We start from the raw sequence: 15,052 nt of genomic DNA, 5'->3' as shown, positions 1-15,052 counted from the left end.
CTAGGCCGCGTGGACAGTTACCGGAGCCATAGGACGATGGCGGCGAGGGTAACGACGGCGGCGTAGTTGCGGGCGGTCTTTTCGTAGCGGGTGGCCACGCGACGGAACTGCTTGAGCTTGGCAAAGCAGCACTCGACCAGATGGCGCTCTTTGTAGAGCGCCTTGTCGAGGTCGTACTTCGTGGCGCGCGAAGGGTTATTCGGGATCACGGCCTTGGCGCCCTTGTCGGAGATGAGTTTGCGCAGCCGGTCGCTGTCGTAGGCGGCATCGGCCAGGATCACGTCTGCCGGCAGGCCCTTCAGCAGCGCCTCGGCCTGCGGTGCGTCGCCTTTCTGGCCGGCCGTGAGGGCAAACCGCACCGGGCAGCCGAGCCCGCGCACCGCCAGATGGATCTTGGTGCTCAGGCCGCCGCGCGAGCGACCAAGGGCTTGGTCGGGCGCCGGCTCGGACGAGGAGCGATCTCCAGCCCCCCTTTTTTCGCCCCCGCCGCATGTTGGTGGGCACGGACGATGGTGGAATCCACGATCAGGTACTCGAAGTCGGCATCGTCCGACATCGCTTCGAAGATGCGCCACCATACGCCCTTCTGGCTCCAGCGACTGAAGCGGCGGAACACGCTGTTCCACTCGCCGAACGCGTCGGGCAGGTCGCGCCAGGGCGAGCCGGTGCGCACGATCCACAAAACGCCTTCGACGAACATGCGGTTGTCACGCCCGGTCGAGCCGCGCTGGTCGGGCCGGCCGATGATCAGCGGCGCCATCCGCTCCCACTGCACGTCGCTGAGAACCAAGCGATCCTGAATGCTCAAGGCTGCCCTCCAAAAGACAGCCTCGAATCACGCCCGACACCAAACGTGAACCCCAAGAGTCCACGCGACCTAGGCGCTGTTCTAGGATTTAAAGCCGAAGCGCACTGAGAGCAAGGCAAGCAAAAACCCCGCTAAGTGCTTAGCGGGGTTGGATAAATTTGGTAGCGAGGGAGGGATTTGAACCCCCGACACAAGGATTATGATTCCTCTGCTCTAACCAGCTGAGCTACCCCGCCACCGTCGCGGAGGGCGCCTGCGGCGTCCCCCGGTGGGCGGCGGTATAGGGAGAAGGGACCGGGAGTGTCAACGGTCTGCGGCGCCGAGATCCCAGGTTCTTTGCCGGCCCCTCCGTGCGGTCAGAGCGTCTGGCCGAAGATCCTGGCGACCTGCGGGATGTCCTTGTCGCCGCGGCCCGAGAGGTTGAGCACCATCAGGTGGTCGGCGGGCTTGGTGGGGGCCAGTTCCGCCACCTTTGAGAGGGCGTGGGCCGGCTCCAGGGCCGGGATGATGCCCTCCAGCGCCGAGCACAGCTTGAACGCCTCCAGGGTCTCGGAATCGGTCGCCGAAAGGTAGGTGACACGGCCGGCCTCGTGCAGCCACGCATGCTCCGGGCCGATGCCCGGATAGTCGAGGCCCGCCGAGATCGAGTGCGCGTCGGCGATCTGGCCGTCGGCATCCATCAGGAGGTAGGTGCGGTTGCCGTGGAGCACGCCGGGCTTGCCGCCGGTGAGAGACGCCGCGTGCAGGCCACTGCTGACACCATGCCCCGCCGCCTCGACGCCGAAAATCTCGACCTCGCGGTCGTCGAGGAAGGGATGGAACAGGCCCATGGCGTTCGAGCCGCCGCCGATGCAGGCGATCAGCGAGTCCGGCAGGCGGCCTTCCAGCGCCAGCATCTGCTGCTTGGTCTCGTGCCCGATCACCGACTGGAAGTCGCGCACCATCGCCGGATAGGGATGCGGGCCCGCCACCGTGCCGATGCAGTAGAAGGTGTCGGACACGTTGGTGACCCAGTCGCGAAGGGCCTCGTTCATCGCGTCCTTGAGGGTCTTGGTGCCCGACTGCACCGGCACCACCTCGGCGCCCAGCATCTTCATGCGGAAGACGTTCGGAGCCTGCCGTTCGACATCGACGGCGCCCATGTAGACCACGCATTTCAGGCCGAACCGCGCGCAGAGCGTCGCGGTGGCGACACCGTGCTGGCCAGCGCCGGTCTCGGCGATGATCCGCGGCTTGCCCATGCGGCGGGCGAGCAGGATCTGCCCGAGCACGTTGTTCACCTTGTGCGAGCCGGTGTGATTCAGCTCCTCGCGCTTGAAGTAGATCTTGGCGCCGTTCCCCTTCGGCGCTTGACTGCGAAAATGCTCGGTCAGGCGCTCGGCGTAGTAGAGCGGGCTCGGCCGGCCGATGTAGTGGGTGCCGTAGCTCTCCATGTCGGCCTTGAAGGACGGGTCGGCCTTCGCTTCCTCGTACGCCTTCTCGAGGTCGAGGATCAGCGGCATCAGCGTCTCGGCCACGAAGCGGCCGCCGAAGATGCCGAAGCGGCCGCGCTCGTCCGGCCCGGTGCGGAAGGAGTTGGGTGCGGGGTTCACGGTCACGGGATGCGGTCCTTGGCGGGCATCGATTCTCGATCCCGCGTGCTAGACCCATGGGAAGCCGGCTGCAATGCGGCGTCCAGCGCCTTTCGCGGCAACGCTTTACACCCGGAGAGCGCTTTCAGCCCCGGCCGCGGGCGGCGGCGACGAAGGCGGCGATGCGGCCGACGTCTTTCTCGCCCGGGCGGACCTCCACACCGGAGGAGACATCGACGGCGGTGAGCCCCGTGCGGGCGAGCGCCTCGGCGACGTTCCTTGCGTCGAGCCCTCCGGAGAGCATGGTGCCGGCAGGCAGGCTCGCCTGCGCCAGCAGGCCCCAATCGAACGACACGCCGTTGCCGCCCGGCAGGGTCGCACCGGGCGGGGGCTTGGCGTCGAGGAGCAGGCGGTCGGCCACGGCGGCATAGGCGGGAAGTCCGAAAAGATCGTCGGCGGTGGCGATGCCGAGCGCCTTCATCACCGGGCGGCCGGTGGCGCGGCGGATGGCGGCCACCCGCTCCGGGCTCTCGCGGCCGTGCAGCTGGATCAGGTCGGGGTCGACCCGCTCGACCGCGGCGGCAAGCAGAGCGTCGTCGGGATCGACCAGAAGCACCACGCGCGCGGCCCGGCCCCGGGCCCGGCGGGCGAGGCGCCCGGCGTCGTCGAGGGCGAGATGGCGCGGGCTCCGAGCGAAATGCACGAAGCCGACGAGGTCGGCCCCGGCGTCGAGCGCGGCGTCCAGCGTCGCCTCGGTGCCGAGGCCGCAGATCTTGACGCTCACGCGCGACATGGGAGGGCCGTTCTCGCGCCTCAGCGGCCGGCGGGCGCCGGCAGGGCAGCGTGGGTGCCGGCCACGCCGTAGTTCGGTTCGGCGGCGGGGGCGCCGAAGGTCTTGAGGGTCGCGGCCTCCTTGGCGAGGCGGTCGGCCTCGCGGCGATGGTAGCGCGCGCGCTCGCGGGTGCCGCTCTGGCTGAGCCAGCTGCCGATGCCGCCCACCACGACGCCGAGCGCCACCGCGCCGAACAGCACCGCGTAGAGCGGCAACACGGCACTGAACAACGGCTCGGGCGAGAACGGATCGAACGACAGGGTCACGTCCTGCCGGTTGGCGACCGCGAGCAGCACCACCACGACCGCGATCGGCAGCAGCACCAGGGCTTTGAAGAAACGGATCATTCTGACGAGTCTCCGACGGATCGGTCCCGCCGCTCCGGTCGGCCCGATCCGGTCAGGCGCCGGGCCGGGCCGCCGCGGGAGCCAGGACGGCTCGGACGGCGCGATCAAAGATGTGGCGCCTCCGACCGGTACCGCCGGATGCGTTCAAGGGCAGAGGTAGGGCGCGCAACCGCGGCCGTCACGGGGCGAAGACGGCGGAAGGCTACGCCTCCGCGCGCTCCTCGCCGATGCCGGCGCGGTTGAGGCGCAGCCGCATCTCCTTGCCGGTCTTGAAGACGGGGATCGCCTTCTCGGACACGGCCACCGACTCGCCGGTGCGGGGATTGCGCCCGCGCCGGGCCTCACGCCGCTTCACCGAGAAGGCGCCGAAGCCGCGCAGCTCCACCCGGTCGCCCTGGGCGAGGGCGTCGGCGATGGTGTCGAGGATCGCGTTGACGAGGGTCTCGACGTCCCGCTGGTAGAGATGCGGGTTCTGCTCGGCGATCTTGAGGACGAGTTCGGACTTGATCATGCGGCAACCTTCCGGGTGCGAAGCGGGCGCGGCATCCGCGTGGGCTCAGGGAGCCGGGCGCCAAAGGGCGAGCAGGCCCCCCTGCCCCAGGGCCGTCGTCTCGGCGCCGACCGCCCGCAGGCGCGCGGCGAGCCCATCGAACCCGGCGAGGTCCGCGGCGGTGCCGAGCGACGACCACAGGGTCAGCCCGCCCTCGGACTTCGGCTTCCAATCCTTCACCGGGAGCTTCTGCGGGACGTTCCGCTCCTTCTCGAGCCACGCTACCGCCTGCCGTTCGTCGCCGAGTTCGTCCACCAGCTTGAGCGGGATGCTCTGGCGACCGCTGAACACGCGCCCGTCGGCGACCGCGTTGAGCTGCGCGTCGTCCATGCCGCGGCGCTCGGCGACGAGGCCGCGGAACCAGCCGTAGGTGTCCATCACGATCGCCGAGAGCGCGGCGCGGGCCTCCGGCGAGGTCGGGGCGAAGCCCGAGGGCTCGGCCTTGAGCGGCGAGGACTTGACCGTCTCGACCTTCACGCCGACCCGGTCGAGGAGGCCCGAGACTTCGGGGTATTGAAACAGCACGCCGATGGAGCCGACGAGCGCGGTCTCGCGGGCGACGATATGGTCGGCGGCGATGGCGGTGATGTAAGCGCCGGACGCCGCGGTGCCGTCGACGAAGGCCACGACGGGCTTCTTTGCGGCGAGAGCGCGGACGTTGCGGTAGAGTTCCTCCGAGCCCGTCGTGGTGCCCCCGGGCGAGGAGATCGACAGGACGACGCCCTTCACGGAATCGGCCTTGCCGACGCGCTCCATCAGCTTGCGGGTCGCTTCGCTGCCGGCGATGAAGCCGCCGATGGAGATGCGGGCGATCTGATCCTGGTTGGCCGCGAAAAACCGGCCCTCGCCGACACGGGCGCGGTAGCCGACCGCGCCGACCGCGAGGATGAGGGCGCCGACGCCGACCACTCGCCAGACGGTGAGCTTGCGGCGCAGACGACGGCGGTCGATCAGGAACTCGGCGTCTGCGGCCATCCGACGGTCCACTCCCTGGCGCTCGGCCTCGACGGGCCGCTTTTCTTCGATTCGCCACCCGCGAGCCTATGACGGGGGGCGACGAACCGCACTTGGTCCTTCGGGCGAACCGTATCCATTATCGAGGCGCCGGCCCCGGCCGCGTATCGGCCAAGTCCTTGTCGCGCCTGGATTCGGGCGGGTTCGCCAACCTGCGGCCGTGTTTAGACCCGCCGAGCCTGGGGCGGCAAGGGGTTGGGGACGGCAGGCCGGAGGATCGCGGGAAGGCGGACGGCCGGTGTCAGGGGTGCCGAAGCGGCGAACACGCAAAAAAGGCCCGAGAAGCGGGTCTCCGCTCCTCGGGCCTTCGGTCACGCGAGAAGGAAGGTCCCGGAGCGGAAAACTCCGGGGCGCTTCGTCTTACTCCTCGTCGCCACCCTTCTTCTTGTTGAAGGCGGCGCCCAGGATGTCGCCGAGCGAGGCGCCGGAATCGGCCGAGCCGAACTGGGCCATCGCCTCCTTCTCCTCGGCCACTTCGAGGGCCTTGATCGAGACCTGCACGCGGCGGGCCTTGCGGTCGAACTGGACCACGCGGGCATCGACCTTCTCACCGGCGGCGAACCGCTCGGGGCGCTGGTCGGCACGGTCGCGGGCGAGTTCGGCGCGGCGGATGAAGGTCTGCATGTCGGTGTCGACGAGCTTCACTTCGAGGCCCGAATCCTTCACCTCGACGATCTCGCAGGTGACGATCTGGCCCTTCTTGATCTCGCCGGCTTCCGCGAAGGGATCGCCGCCGAGCTGCTTCACGCCGAGCGAGATGCGCTCCTTCTCGACATCCACGTCGAGAACCTGGGCGCGCACGATGTCGCCCTTCTTGTACTCCTCGATCACCTGCTCGCCGGGACGGTTCCAGTCGAGATCCGACAGGTGGACCATGCCGTCGACATCGCCCTCGAGGCCGATGAACAGGCCGAACTCGGTCTTGTTCTTGACCTCGCCCTCGACCTCGGAGCCGACCGGGTGCTTCTCGGCGAAGGCATCCCAGGGGTTCTGCAGGGTCTGCTTGAGGCCGAGCGAGATGCGGCGCTTGACCGAATCGACTTCCAGGATCTGCACCTCGACCTCCTGGGAGGTGGAGACGATCTTGCCCGGATGGACGTTCTTCTTGGTCCAGCTCATCTCGGAGACGTGGATCAGGCCCTCGATGCCCGGCTCCAGCTCCACGAAGGCGCCGTAATCGGTGATGTTGGTCACGCGGCCCTTGAGCTTGGCGCCCTCCGGGTAACGGGCGGCGATGCCCTCCCACGGATCGGCGAGCAGCTGCTTGATGCCGAGCGAGATGCGGTGCGTCTCGTGGTTGATCTTGATGATCTTGACCTTCACCGTCTGGCCGATGGTCACGACCTCGGACGGGTGGTTCACGCGGCGCCACGCCATGTCGGTGACGTGCAGCAGGCCGTCGATGCCGCCGAGATCGACGAAGGCGCCGTACTCGGTGATGTTCTTGACGACGCCGTCGATGACCTGACCCTCTTCGAGGTTGGCCACGAGCTCGGAGCGCTGCTCGGCGCGGCTCTCTTCGAGCACGGTGCGGCGCGAGACGACGATGTTGCCGCGGCGGCGATCCATCTTGAGGATCTGGAACGGCTGGGGCGTGCCGAGCAGCGGGGTCACGTCGCGGACCGGGCGGATGTCGACCTGCGAGCGCGGCAGGAACGCCACGGCGCCGTCGAGATCGACGGTGTAGCCGCCCTTGACCTGGTTGAAGATCGTGCCGGTGACGCGCTCGTTGGCCTCGAACGCCTTCTCGAGCTTGACCCAGCTCTCCTCGCGGCGCGCCTTGTCACGCGAGATGACGGCTTCGCCCAGCGCGTTCTCGATGCGGTCGACATAGACCTCGACCTCGTCGCCGACGGCGAGATCGCCGTCACGGCCGGGGCCGTTGAACTCCTTGAGGGCGACGCGACCTTCGGTCTTGGCGCCGATGTCGATGACGGCGACGTCCTTCTCGATCGCGACGACGCGACCCTTGACGACCGAACCCTCGGTGATCTCGTGATTGAGGAAGCTCTCCTCGAGCAAGCTCGCGAAATCCTCGCGGCTCGGCTGGGAAACGTTCAGACCAGCGGACATTCTCTCTCCTAGATGGCCTCCCTCGGGAGGCCGCGCCGACGGCAAGTGTGGCATGGACCCCCGTCACCGCCGGCCGCCGGATGGAACGATCCGGTCGAGCCAACCTCCTCGCGGAGGGCCGACGCATGCTGGAACAAGCGATGGCCGAGGGCCGACGACCCCGCCGGGAACGAAGGAAGGACCGGGGGTGCGCGAGGCACCGGCGATCCTGCACGGTTACCGAGAGGGAAATCGGGGGCAGCGTTAGCCGATCCGGCCCGCGGGCGCAACGCCGGAACGCGCGTCGCGGCAACGCCTTCCCTCCCGTCTCGGGCCGGGCTTCCGGCAATCGTCGTTTCCGATCCTGTCGCGAGACGCCCCGAAAATCCGGGCATCGGTTTCACCCGGCGTAAAGAGGGTGTCGCTAGGCTGATAAGACGGTCGCGGTGCCCGAAGGCCCCGGCCGTCCCCTCCTCTGCCGCCCCCGACGGGCGGCTGCGAAGCACGACGAAGACCGGACAGCGTGGGAGAGCAGCACACCATAGCAAGCGCCGCCCGCGCCAGGACCGGGATCGCCACGAGGCTCTCGGGCCTGCGCCGCGACGAGCGGGGCATCGCCGTGGTGGAGTTCTCCCTCGTCGCCCTGCCGCTCTTTGCCCTCATCGCCGTCATCATGGAGGCCTCGCTTCTCGTCTACGCTCAGCATCGCCTCGACGTGGCGGTGGAGCGCGGAACGCGGTTCCTGCGCATCGGCGTGATTCAGGGCGGCTCCACGAGCGAAGGCCCGTCCAAGCAGCTTCTCTCGGCAATGTGCGGCGGCGGCTTCAACATGTTCCGCTGCGAGGACGTGAAGATCGACCTCGTCAGCACTCCGAGCTTCAGCCCGTCTCAGATCGCGGCTCCGTACGATTCCGAGAACCACAAATGGGCCGCGGGCTTCGGCACCCGCTTCGACTGTCCCAACGGCAGCAGCGTCGTCAGCCTGCGGGCCGCCGTCGCGGTCCTGCGTCCCTTCTACTTCCTCGACTTCACCGGCCAATCGATGCCCGAGCGGCGCCAGCTGCTGACCTCCACGATGATCTTCCGCACCGAAGGGTTCGAGGGACGCGCGTGCTAGAGCATCGGCCCGGACAGTGGGAGCCGGCTTTCGGAAAGAAGCCGATCCGGCCCGATACGCCAAGCCCTCGGTCCGAGCGCCAACCGCCGACGCGTCGGGCAGCGCCGGTGCCACCGGGCGATCCGGCGCCAAGGCCGCGTCGATGGGCGTTCGCGCGCTTTGCCGTCGCCGAGGGCGGGGCGACGGCGGTCGAGTTCGCCTTCGTCGCACCGATGCTGATGCTTCTCCTCGTGGCGGCGATCGAGATGCCGCGGGCGGTGGCGACGCAGAACCGCCTGTCGCAGGCGACCACCGCCATGGCGGACCTGATCTCCCGCCAGGACCAGACCCGGATCGACGATGTCTACGCCGCAGCCCCCCTCGTGGCCGCCCCCTACAGCGTGGCGGGTCTCGGCATCCGTCTGACCGCGGGCGGGGTCTACCAAGTCGGCCAAGACTTCGTCGCCCGGGTCTGTTCCAGCGTTCAGCAGGGGATGCCGGCCCGCGCGGTCGATTCGGATCTCGGACCGCCCCCCTCCGGCACCGGATTCAAGGGCGATCGCTTCGTCATGGCGGAGACGCAGCTGACCTACCGGCCGCTGTTCTCGTTCTTTCCCATCCTCAACAACCTGACCTTCACCGGCAAGGCGGTCTGGCCGGTGCGCGACGGCGTCTCCTACAACGGGCAGCCCGAAGTGGTGCTGCCCAACGGAAAGCCCTGCCGGAGCTGATCGGCCCGTCGCTTTGTCCGGCCCTCGCGTGAAGCCAATCGGGCCCAGGCCCCATCGCCGATGGAAGCGATCAGACGCCAATCCGCATTTCATGAAGCCTTCATCACGATGAGAATTCGAATGTATCGGCACGGCCCCGAGGCCCGTCTGATCGTTTTCTTATTAGACCGCCTTGAGTAAACTTAAGGCTTGGAGTTCGCGGGGCTGACGGTCGCGATGGCGGCGAAGGTGGTTCGAATTAACGCGAGAATGCGCGAATGGTGGGCGGCCGGCCAGCGTTTGCGCGCTGCGGATCGGGGATCGGTCGCCGTGATCTTCGGCCTGTCGGCCACCGCCCTCGTCGGCATGGTCGGCGGGGCGGTGGATTACGCGCGCCTCGTCTCGTCCCGCAGCAACCTCCAGAGTGCCGTCGATGCCGGCGTGATGGCGGGCGGCAACGCCCTCAAGCTCGTGGTCTCCAACACCGAGTCCATCGTCGGCCTGACGACGCAGACCATCCAGGCCGAGGCCCGGGCGAACCCCGCCTCGCCGGTCGCGATCCAAGTCACCGTCGCGCCCGACAAGACCAGCGTGACGGCGCGGGCGGAGCAGAGCATCAAGTTGATGTTCGGCCCCCTCGTGGGTCTCGGCACGATGTCGATCTCGGCGCAGGCCAAGGCGAGCGTGGTGGGCAAGATGCGCCTGTGCATGCTCGCCCTCGACCCGACCGCCGCCGGTGCCTTCGCCCTGCAGCAGAAGGCCCAGGTCACCGCCAACGACTGCGCGCTCTACTCGAACTCGTCGGACAAGTCCGGCATGATCGGCCGCAACGCCGCGATGGCGCGCGCGCAGACGATCTGCTCGGTGGGCGGCTTCGAGAACCTGAGCGCCAACTTCACCCCCAATCCGCAGACCGGCTGCCCGGTGATCAACGATCCGTTGCGTGACCGCCCGGCTCCGCAGATCGGGCCGTGCACCTCGCTCGCCGCAATCCTCAAGGTAATCGATATCGCCACCGGCCCGAGCAAGGGGCTCAACGTCATTCCCACGAACGTGACCCTGCAGCCGGGCACCTATTGCGGCGGGCTCAAGATCACCAAAAAAGCCGTGGTGACGATGAAGCCCGGCATCTACGTCTTCAAGAACGGCCCGTTGATCGTCGACAAGGAGGCGACGCTCTCGGGCACCGATGTCGCCTTGTACTTCACCGGCCAGAATGCCGGCCTTCTGTTCGACAAGAAGACCACCATCAACCTCGCCGCCCCCACCACGGGGCCGATGGCCGGGGTGCTGATGTCCGAGGACGCCACCGTCTTCGCGCCGATCGACCCGGCCGTCGAGGTCGATACTCTGCTCGGCGACACCATCACGCCGACCCCGCCGCCGATCGCCGCCCCGCAACCGATGCGGATCTACCGCATCATCAGCGACAACGCCCGCACCATGCTCGGCACCATCCACCTGCCGCACGGACGCCTCGTGATCGATGCGCAACGACCGGTCGCGGACATGTCCGCATACACCGTCGTGGTGGCACGCCAGATCAACCTCTACGAGGGGCCGAATCTCTACCTCAACGCCAACTATTCAGGCACCAGCGTGCCGGTGCCGAAGGGGGTCGGTCCGGTCTCCGGACGCCTGCTGCTCAGTCAATGACTTTACGGGAACGCTGCGGTTTTGACGGCCGGCGATAAATATATGTTAGTTTCATTGCCCGATACGTTCCGCTGAGATGGAGGCGGAACGGACAGTGACGATGACGGCACGAACGGACGACGCGCGGGGGAAGGCACCCGCGCGATGGCTTCGGATGCGTCGTCTGCGGAGCGACGATCGGGGATCGGTGGCGATGATCTTCGGCCTGGCCGCGACCGCCCTCGTCGGCATGGTCGGCGGGGCGGTCGACTACGCGCACCTCGTCTCGTCCCGCAGCAACCTCCAGAGCGCGGTCGATGCCGGCGTGATGGCCGGCGGCAACGCCCTCAAGCTCGTGGTGTCCAACACCGAATCCATTGTCGGCCTGACGACGCAGACGATCCAGACCGAAGCCAAGGCAAGCTCCGCCTCGCCGGTCGCGATCCAAGTCACCGTTGCGCCCGACAAGACCAGCGTGACGGCGCGGGCGGAGCAAAGCGTCAAGCTGATGTTCGGGCCGTTCGTCGGCATGAGAACGATGGCCATCTCGGCGCGGGCCGAGGCGCGGATCGTGGGCAAGATGCGCTTGTGCATGCTCGCGCTCGATCCGGCGACCGTCGGCGCCTTCGCGCTCGAGCGGAACGCTCAGGTCACTGCCTACGACTGCGCTCTCTACTCGAACTCATCGAATGCGGGCGGGATGGTCGGCCGAGACAATGCGCTCGCCCGTGCGCAGACGATCTGCTCGGCCGGCGGCTTCAGGAACGAGCGCGCCAACTTCACGCCCAACCCGCAGACAGGCTGTCCGGCCATTCCAGATCCCTTGCGCGATCGCGCGCCGCCGACCGTCGGTGAGTGCATCAAGCTACCGCTGCTGAACAATGTGAAAGCGCTCGGCGGATTGTCCGTCGGCATCAACATCGTGATCGATTCGAGAACCTTGGAGCCGGGGACTTACTGCGGCGGCCTGCTCATCACCGGTAACGCCGTGGTCAACATGAAGCCAGGCATCTACGTGTTCAAGGACGGCCCATTGCTGGTCGATGCAGTGGCTCAGCTGAAAGGAACCGATGTCGGATTGTATTTTATCGGCGACCGGTCTGGTCTCCTTTTCAATCGGGCCACGACGATCAGCCTGAGCGCGCCGAACTCCGGTCCCATGGCCGGTCTGCTGATGTCCGAGGCGTCCAACGTCGGCACGCCGCTCGACCCGGCCCTTCTCTTGAATGCCCTGACATCCGGGGCCAGCCTCGTGACCCCGACTCCTCTGCCGCCCGGCTTGATGCCGCAGCCCCTGCGGATCTACCGGATCATCAGCGACAACGCCCGCAACATTCTCGGCACCATCCACCTGCCCCACGGGCGACTGGTGATCGACGCCTCCAAGCCGGTGGCCGACATGTCGGCCTACACCGTCGTCGTGGCGCGCCAGATCAATCTCTACGAGGGGCCGAACCTCTACCTCAATGCTAACTATTCGGGCACCAGCGTGCCGGTTCCCAAAGGTGTCGGCCCGCTTTCCGGACGGCTGCTCCTGAGCCAGTGACCGCATCGGGTGGCGCAGCGCGTCGCCCGCCCTTCCGCATCGAAAACCCCGCAAAGGGGGCGGACCCTTCCGGAATCACCTTGAGTGCTGCGCCTGCCCTACGACTCGAACCACGCTTTCGAAAGGAGAAAGCGGCGTTTGGGGCGAAGCCAAGAGGAAGGCCGGTGCCCGAAGAGACACCCTCGGCATTCCAGCCATGCGCCGAGGGGACCGAGTTTCACGCTTCCGTGATAACTTACATTAATCCTGTGATCCTTACGGTTTCACCCTGACGCGGGTCGAAATCGGCGGTGGCGATGGCTGTGGGGGCGAACGATGGGGGGGCACGGCGGTCGCCGCGCTGGCGGTGGGCGGCGCGGCGCCTGCCGGGCAACGATCACGGATCGGTCGCCGTGATCTTCGGTCTCGCGGCGACCACCCTCGTCGCGATGGTCGGCGGCGCGATGGATTACGCCCGGCTCGTCTCGTCCCGCAGCAACCTCCAGAGCGCGGTCGATGCCGGCGTCATGGCCGGCGGCAACGCCCTCAAGCTCGTCGTCTCGAACAACGATTCCATCATCGGCCTGACGAGGCAGACCATCGAGACCGAAGCCAAGGCGGGCCAGGATGCGCCGGTCGCGGTCCAAGTCAGCGTCGCCCCCGACAGGACCAGCGTCACGGCGCGGGCGGAGCAGACCATCAAGCTGATGTTCGGTCCCTTCGTCGGCCTGCGCACGATGGCGATCTCCGCGCAGGCCAGGGCCAGCGTGGTGGGCAGGATGCGTCTGTGCATGCTCGCCCTCGAACCCTCGGCAGCCGGCGCCTTCGCCCTGCAACGGGATTCGCAGGTCACGGCGCGCGGATGCGCGCTCTACTCCAACTCCGTGAGCGAATCGGGCTTGGTCGGCCTCGACAACGCGAGGGTCCGCGCCGAAACGATCTGCTCGTCGGGGGGGTATCTGAACGCCCGCGCCAACTTCACGCCCACTCCGCAGGTGCGCTGCCCCGCCATCCAGGATCCCCTGCGCGGCCGTCGCCCTCCCGAGATCGGGGAGTGCCAGGCTCTGCCCGGACATCCCGGACATCCCCACCAGCAGGTGCGGCCGAACGGAGCTGTGCCCAACACGGTGACGACATCGACCACCCTGGAACCGGGGACCTATTGCGGCGGGCTTCACATCTCGGAGAATGCCGTCGTCACGCTGAAGCCGGGCATCTACGTGATGCGGGACGGACCGCTGCTCGTCGAGATGCAAGCGACGCTGCAGGGAACCGGTGTCGGCTTCTATTTCACGGGCGACAGAGGCGGCTTGCTGTTCGACCGCGGCACCACGATCAGCCTCACGGCCCCGACGAGCGGACCGATGGCCGGTATCCTCATGTCGGAAGTGCCTTCGGTCGAGCACCCGGTCGATCCGGCGCTGAACACCTGCCTTCACGATCATAAGCACATCACGCCGACGCCCCCGCCGCTGGGCGCCACGAGTCCGATGCGCATCTACCGCATCATCAGCAACAACGCCCGCACAATGCTCGGCACCATCCACCTGCCGACCGGACGGCTCGTGATCGACGCCGAAAAACCCGTGGCGGACATGTCGGCCTACACCGTCGTCGTCGCTCAGCAGATTAATCTTTATAAAGGACCGAACCTGTATCTCAACACGCAGTACTCGAGCAGCAACGTGCCGGTGCCTGCCGGAGTCGGCCCGGTCTCGGGGCGGCTCCGGCTCACCCAGTGACCAAGCCAGCGACGGGCCGGTTCGCCGGCCGGAGGCGACCATGGACCAGCCGTCATCGATGCGGACCGACGCCCTCCCGGCCGAACTCGGTCATGAGGCCAGCCTCGACGACGGCGAGCCGCTGATCGCGCTCATCCTCGACGATTCGGAGATGAACAACCTGCTGCTGGCCCGCGCGCTCGCTCCGGTGCCGGGTTGCCGCGCGGTGGACTTCACCGAGCCGGCGCTCGCGCTCGCCTATCTGCGCGCGAACGTGGCCCGGATCGGCATCGCCATCACCGATTACGACATGCCGGGCATGACCGGGCTCGAATTCATCGCCGCCGCCCGCGCCGTGCCGGGCTTCACCCACGTGCCGGTGGTGATGGTGACGAGCCTCGACCAGCAGAGTCTGCGCCGCGAGGCGCTCCAGCGCGGCGCCACCGACTTCCTCGGCAAGCCGACCGATCCGGTCGAGATCCGGGCACGGGTGACGAATCTGCTGCGCCTGTCCCGCGCCCACCGCCGGGAGCAGGAGCGCTCGGCGATCCTCGCCCGCGAGGTCGCCGCCGCGGTCGCCGCCTGCGAGGCGCGCGAGCGCGAGATCATCGCGCTGCTCATGCGCGCCGCCGAGCACCGCGACACCGATACCGGGGACCACATCGCCCGCGTCGCCGCCTACGCCACCGTGATCGCCCGTAATCTCGGGCTCCCCTCGGCGGAGGTGGCCCGCATCGGCCTCGCCTCGACCATGCACGACGTCGGCAAGATCGGGCTCTCCGATTCGATCCTCCTCAAGAACGGTCCGCTCTCGGCCGAGGAGCGCCGGGAGATGGAGAAGCACGCCGACCGCGGCCGGCGCATCCTGCAGGGCAGTTCGTCCGAGGTGGTGCAGCTCGCCGCCGAGATCGCCGCGAGCCATCACGAGCGCTGGGACGGCACCGGCTATCCCTCCGGGCTGAAGGGCGAGGCGATCCCGCTCGGCGGACGCATCGTCGCCGTGGCCGACGTGTTCGACGCCCTCGTCTCCGAGCGGCCCTACAAGAAGCCGTGGACGCCGGAAGCCGCGGCGGCCTTCCTTCGGGAGAACGCCGGCAGCCATTTCGATCCGGCCTGCGTGAACGCCTTCCTGGCCGGCTGGGACGACGTGCAGGCCCAGTGTCGCAGCTTCGCGGCTTGACCGGACGGTTC

At 68.0% G+C, this 15,052-nt stretch carries 12 protein-coding genes, 1 tRNA gene and 1 pseudogene; 6 read left to right on the top strand and 8 right to left on the bottom strand.

Translation table 11 applies throughout. From position 1 onward, the window contains the following. Positions 1 to 17: 17 nt before the first annotated feature. The 8 genes and pseudogenes from BM140_RS19400 to rpsA all read right to left on the bottom strand — a co-directional run bounded on the left by BM140_RS19400 (position 18) and on the right by rpsA (position 7,195). Positions 18 to 808: pseudogene (locus tag BM140_RS19400) on the bottom strand (IS5 family transposase). Positions 809 to 967: 159 nt separating this feature from the next. Next, a tRNA-Met gene (locus BM140_RS19395) sits at positions 968 to 1,044 on the bottom strand. 120 nt (positions 1,045 to 1,164) lie between these two features. Further along, positions 1,165 to 2,406: a tryptophan synthase subunit beta gene (trpB, locus tag BM140_RS19390; RefSeq protein WP_091950133.1), complete on the bottom strand. Its 1,242-nt coding sequence runs from the start codon at positions 2,404 to 2,406 to the stop codon at positions 1,165 to 1,167. Positions 2,407 to 2,524: 118 nt separating this feature from the next. After that, positions 2,525 to 3,172, bottom strand: coding sequence for a phosphoribosylanthranilate isomerase (locus BM140_RS19385; RefSeq protein ID WP_091950131.1), 648 nt, complete (start codon positions 3,170 to 3,172; stop codon positions 2,525 to 2,527). Between the two features lie 20 nt (positions 3,173 to 3,192). Next, the gene (locus tag BM140_RS19380; protein WP_091950129.1) at positions 3,193 to 3,558 is read right to left on the bottom strand and encodes a LapA family protein; all 366 of its coding nucleotides are present in this window, start codon (positions 3,556 to 3,558) and stop codon (positions 3,193 to 3,195) included. A 202-nt stretch (positions 3,559 to 3,760) separates the two neighbouring features. Continuing rightward, positions 3,761 to 4,069: an integration host factor subunit beta gene (gene ihfB / locus BM140_RS19375; RefSeq protein ID WP_056246699.1), complete on the bottom strand. Its 309-nt coding sequence runs from the start codon at positions 4,067 to 4,069 to the stop codon at positions 3,761 to 3,763. A gap of 45 nt (positions 4,070 to 4,114) precedes the next feature. After that, a complete protein-coding gene (gene sppA / locus BM140_RS19370; protein ID WP_091950126.1) occupies positions 4,115 to 5,083 on the bottom strand; it encodes a signal peptide peptidase SppA in 969 nt (322 codons plus the stop codon). Between the two features lie 399 nt (positions 5,084 to 5,482). Continuing rightward, positions 5,483 to 7,195, bottom strand: coding sequence for a 30S ribosomal protein S1 (gene rpsA, locus BM140_RS19365; RefSeq protein ID WP_091950124.1), 1,713 nt, complete (start codon positions 7,193 to 7,195; stop codon positions 5,483 to 5,485). Positions 7,196 to 7,697: 502 nt separating this feature from the next. Here rpsA and BM140_RS19360 point away from each other — a divergent pair. The 6 genes from BM140_RS19360 (at position 7,698) to BM140_RS19335 (ending at position 15,041) form a co-directional block, all read left to right on the top strand. Continuing rightward, a complete protein-coding gene (locus BM140_RS19360) occupies positions 7,698 to 8,291 on the top strand; it encodes a TadE/TadG family type IV pilus assembly protein (protein ID WP_244535512.1) in 594 nt (197 codons plus the stop codon). 107 nt (positions 8,292 to 8,398) lie between these two features. Next, positions 8,399 to 9,001: a TadE/TadG family type IV pilus assembly protein gene (locus BM140_RS19355; protein ID WP_425287071.1), complete on the top strand. Its 603-nt coding sequence runs from the start codon at positions 8,399 to 8,401 to the stop codon at positions 8,999 to 9,001. Between the two features lie 249 nt (positions 9,002 to 9,250). After that, the gene (locus BM140_RS19350) at positions 9,251 to 10,636 is read left to right on the top strand and encodes a pilus assembly protein TadG-related protein (protein WP_091950122.1); all 1,386 of its coding nucleotides are present in this window, start codon (positions 9,251 to 9,253) and stop codon (positions 10,634 to 10,636) included. 193 nt (positions 10,637 to 10,829) lie between these two features. Beyond that, a complete protein-coding gene (locus BM140_RS19345; RefSeq protein WP_091950149.1) occupies positions 10,830 to 12,161 on the top strand; it encodes a Tad domain-containing protein in 1,332 nt (443 codons plus the stop codon). 392 nt (positions 12,162 to 12,553) lie between these two features. Next, complete coding sequence (locus tag BM140_RS19340; RefSeq protein WP_091950147.1) at positions 12,554 to 13,882, top strand: Tad domain-containing protein; 1,329 nt, start codon at positions 12,554 to 12,556, stop codon at positions 13,880 to 13,882. Positions 13,883 to 14,003: 121 nt separating this feature from the next. Beyond that, positions 14,004 to 15,041, top strand: a complete 1,038-nt coding sequence (locus tag BM140_RS19335; RefSeq protein ID WP_091950145.1) for an HD-GYP domain-containing protein — start codon at positions 14,004 to 14,006, stop codon at positions 15,039 to 15,041. Positions 15,042 to 15,052 lie beyond the last annotated feature (11 nt).

The organism is Methylorubrum salsuginis (assembly GCF_900114375.1).
GTDB classification, from domain to species: domain Bacteria; phylum Pseudomonadota; class Alphaproteobacteria; order Rhizobiales; family Beijerinckiaceae; genus Methylobacterium; species Methylobacterium salsuginis.
This window is presented reverse-complemented; position numbering and strand designations above follow the sequence as displayed.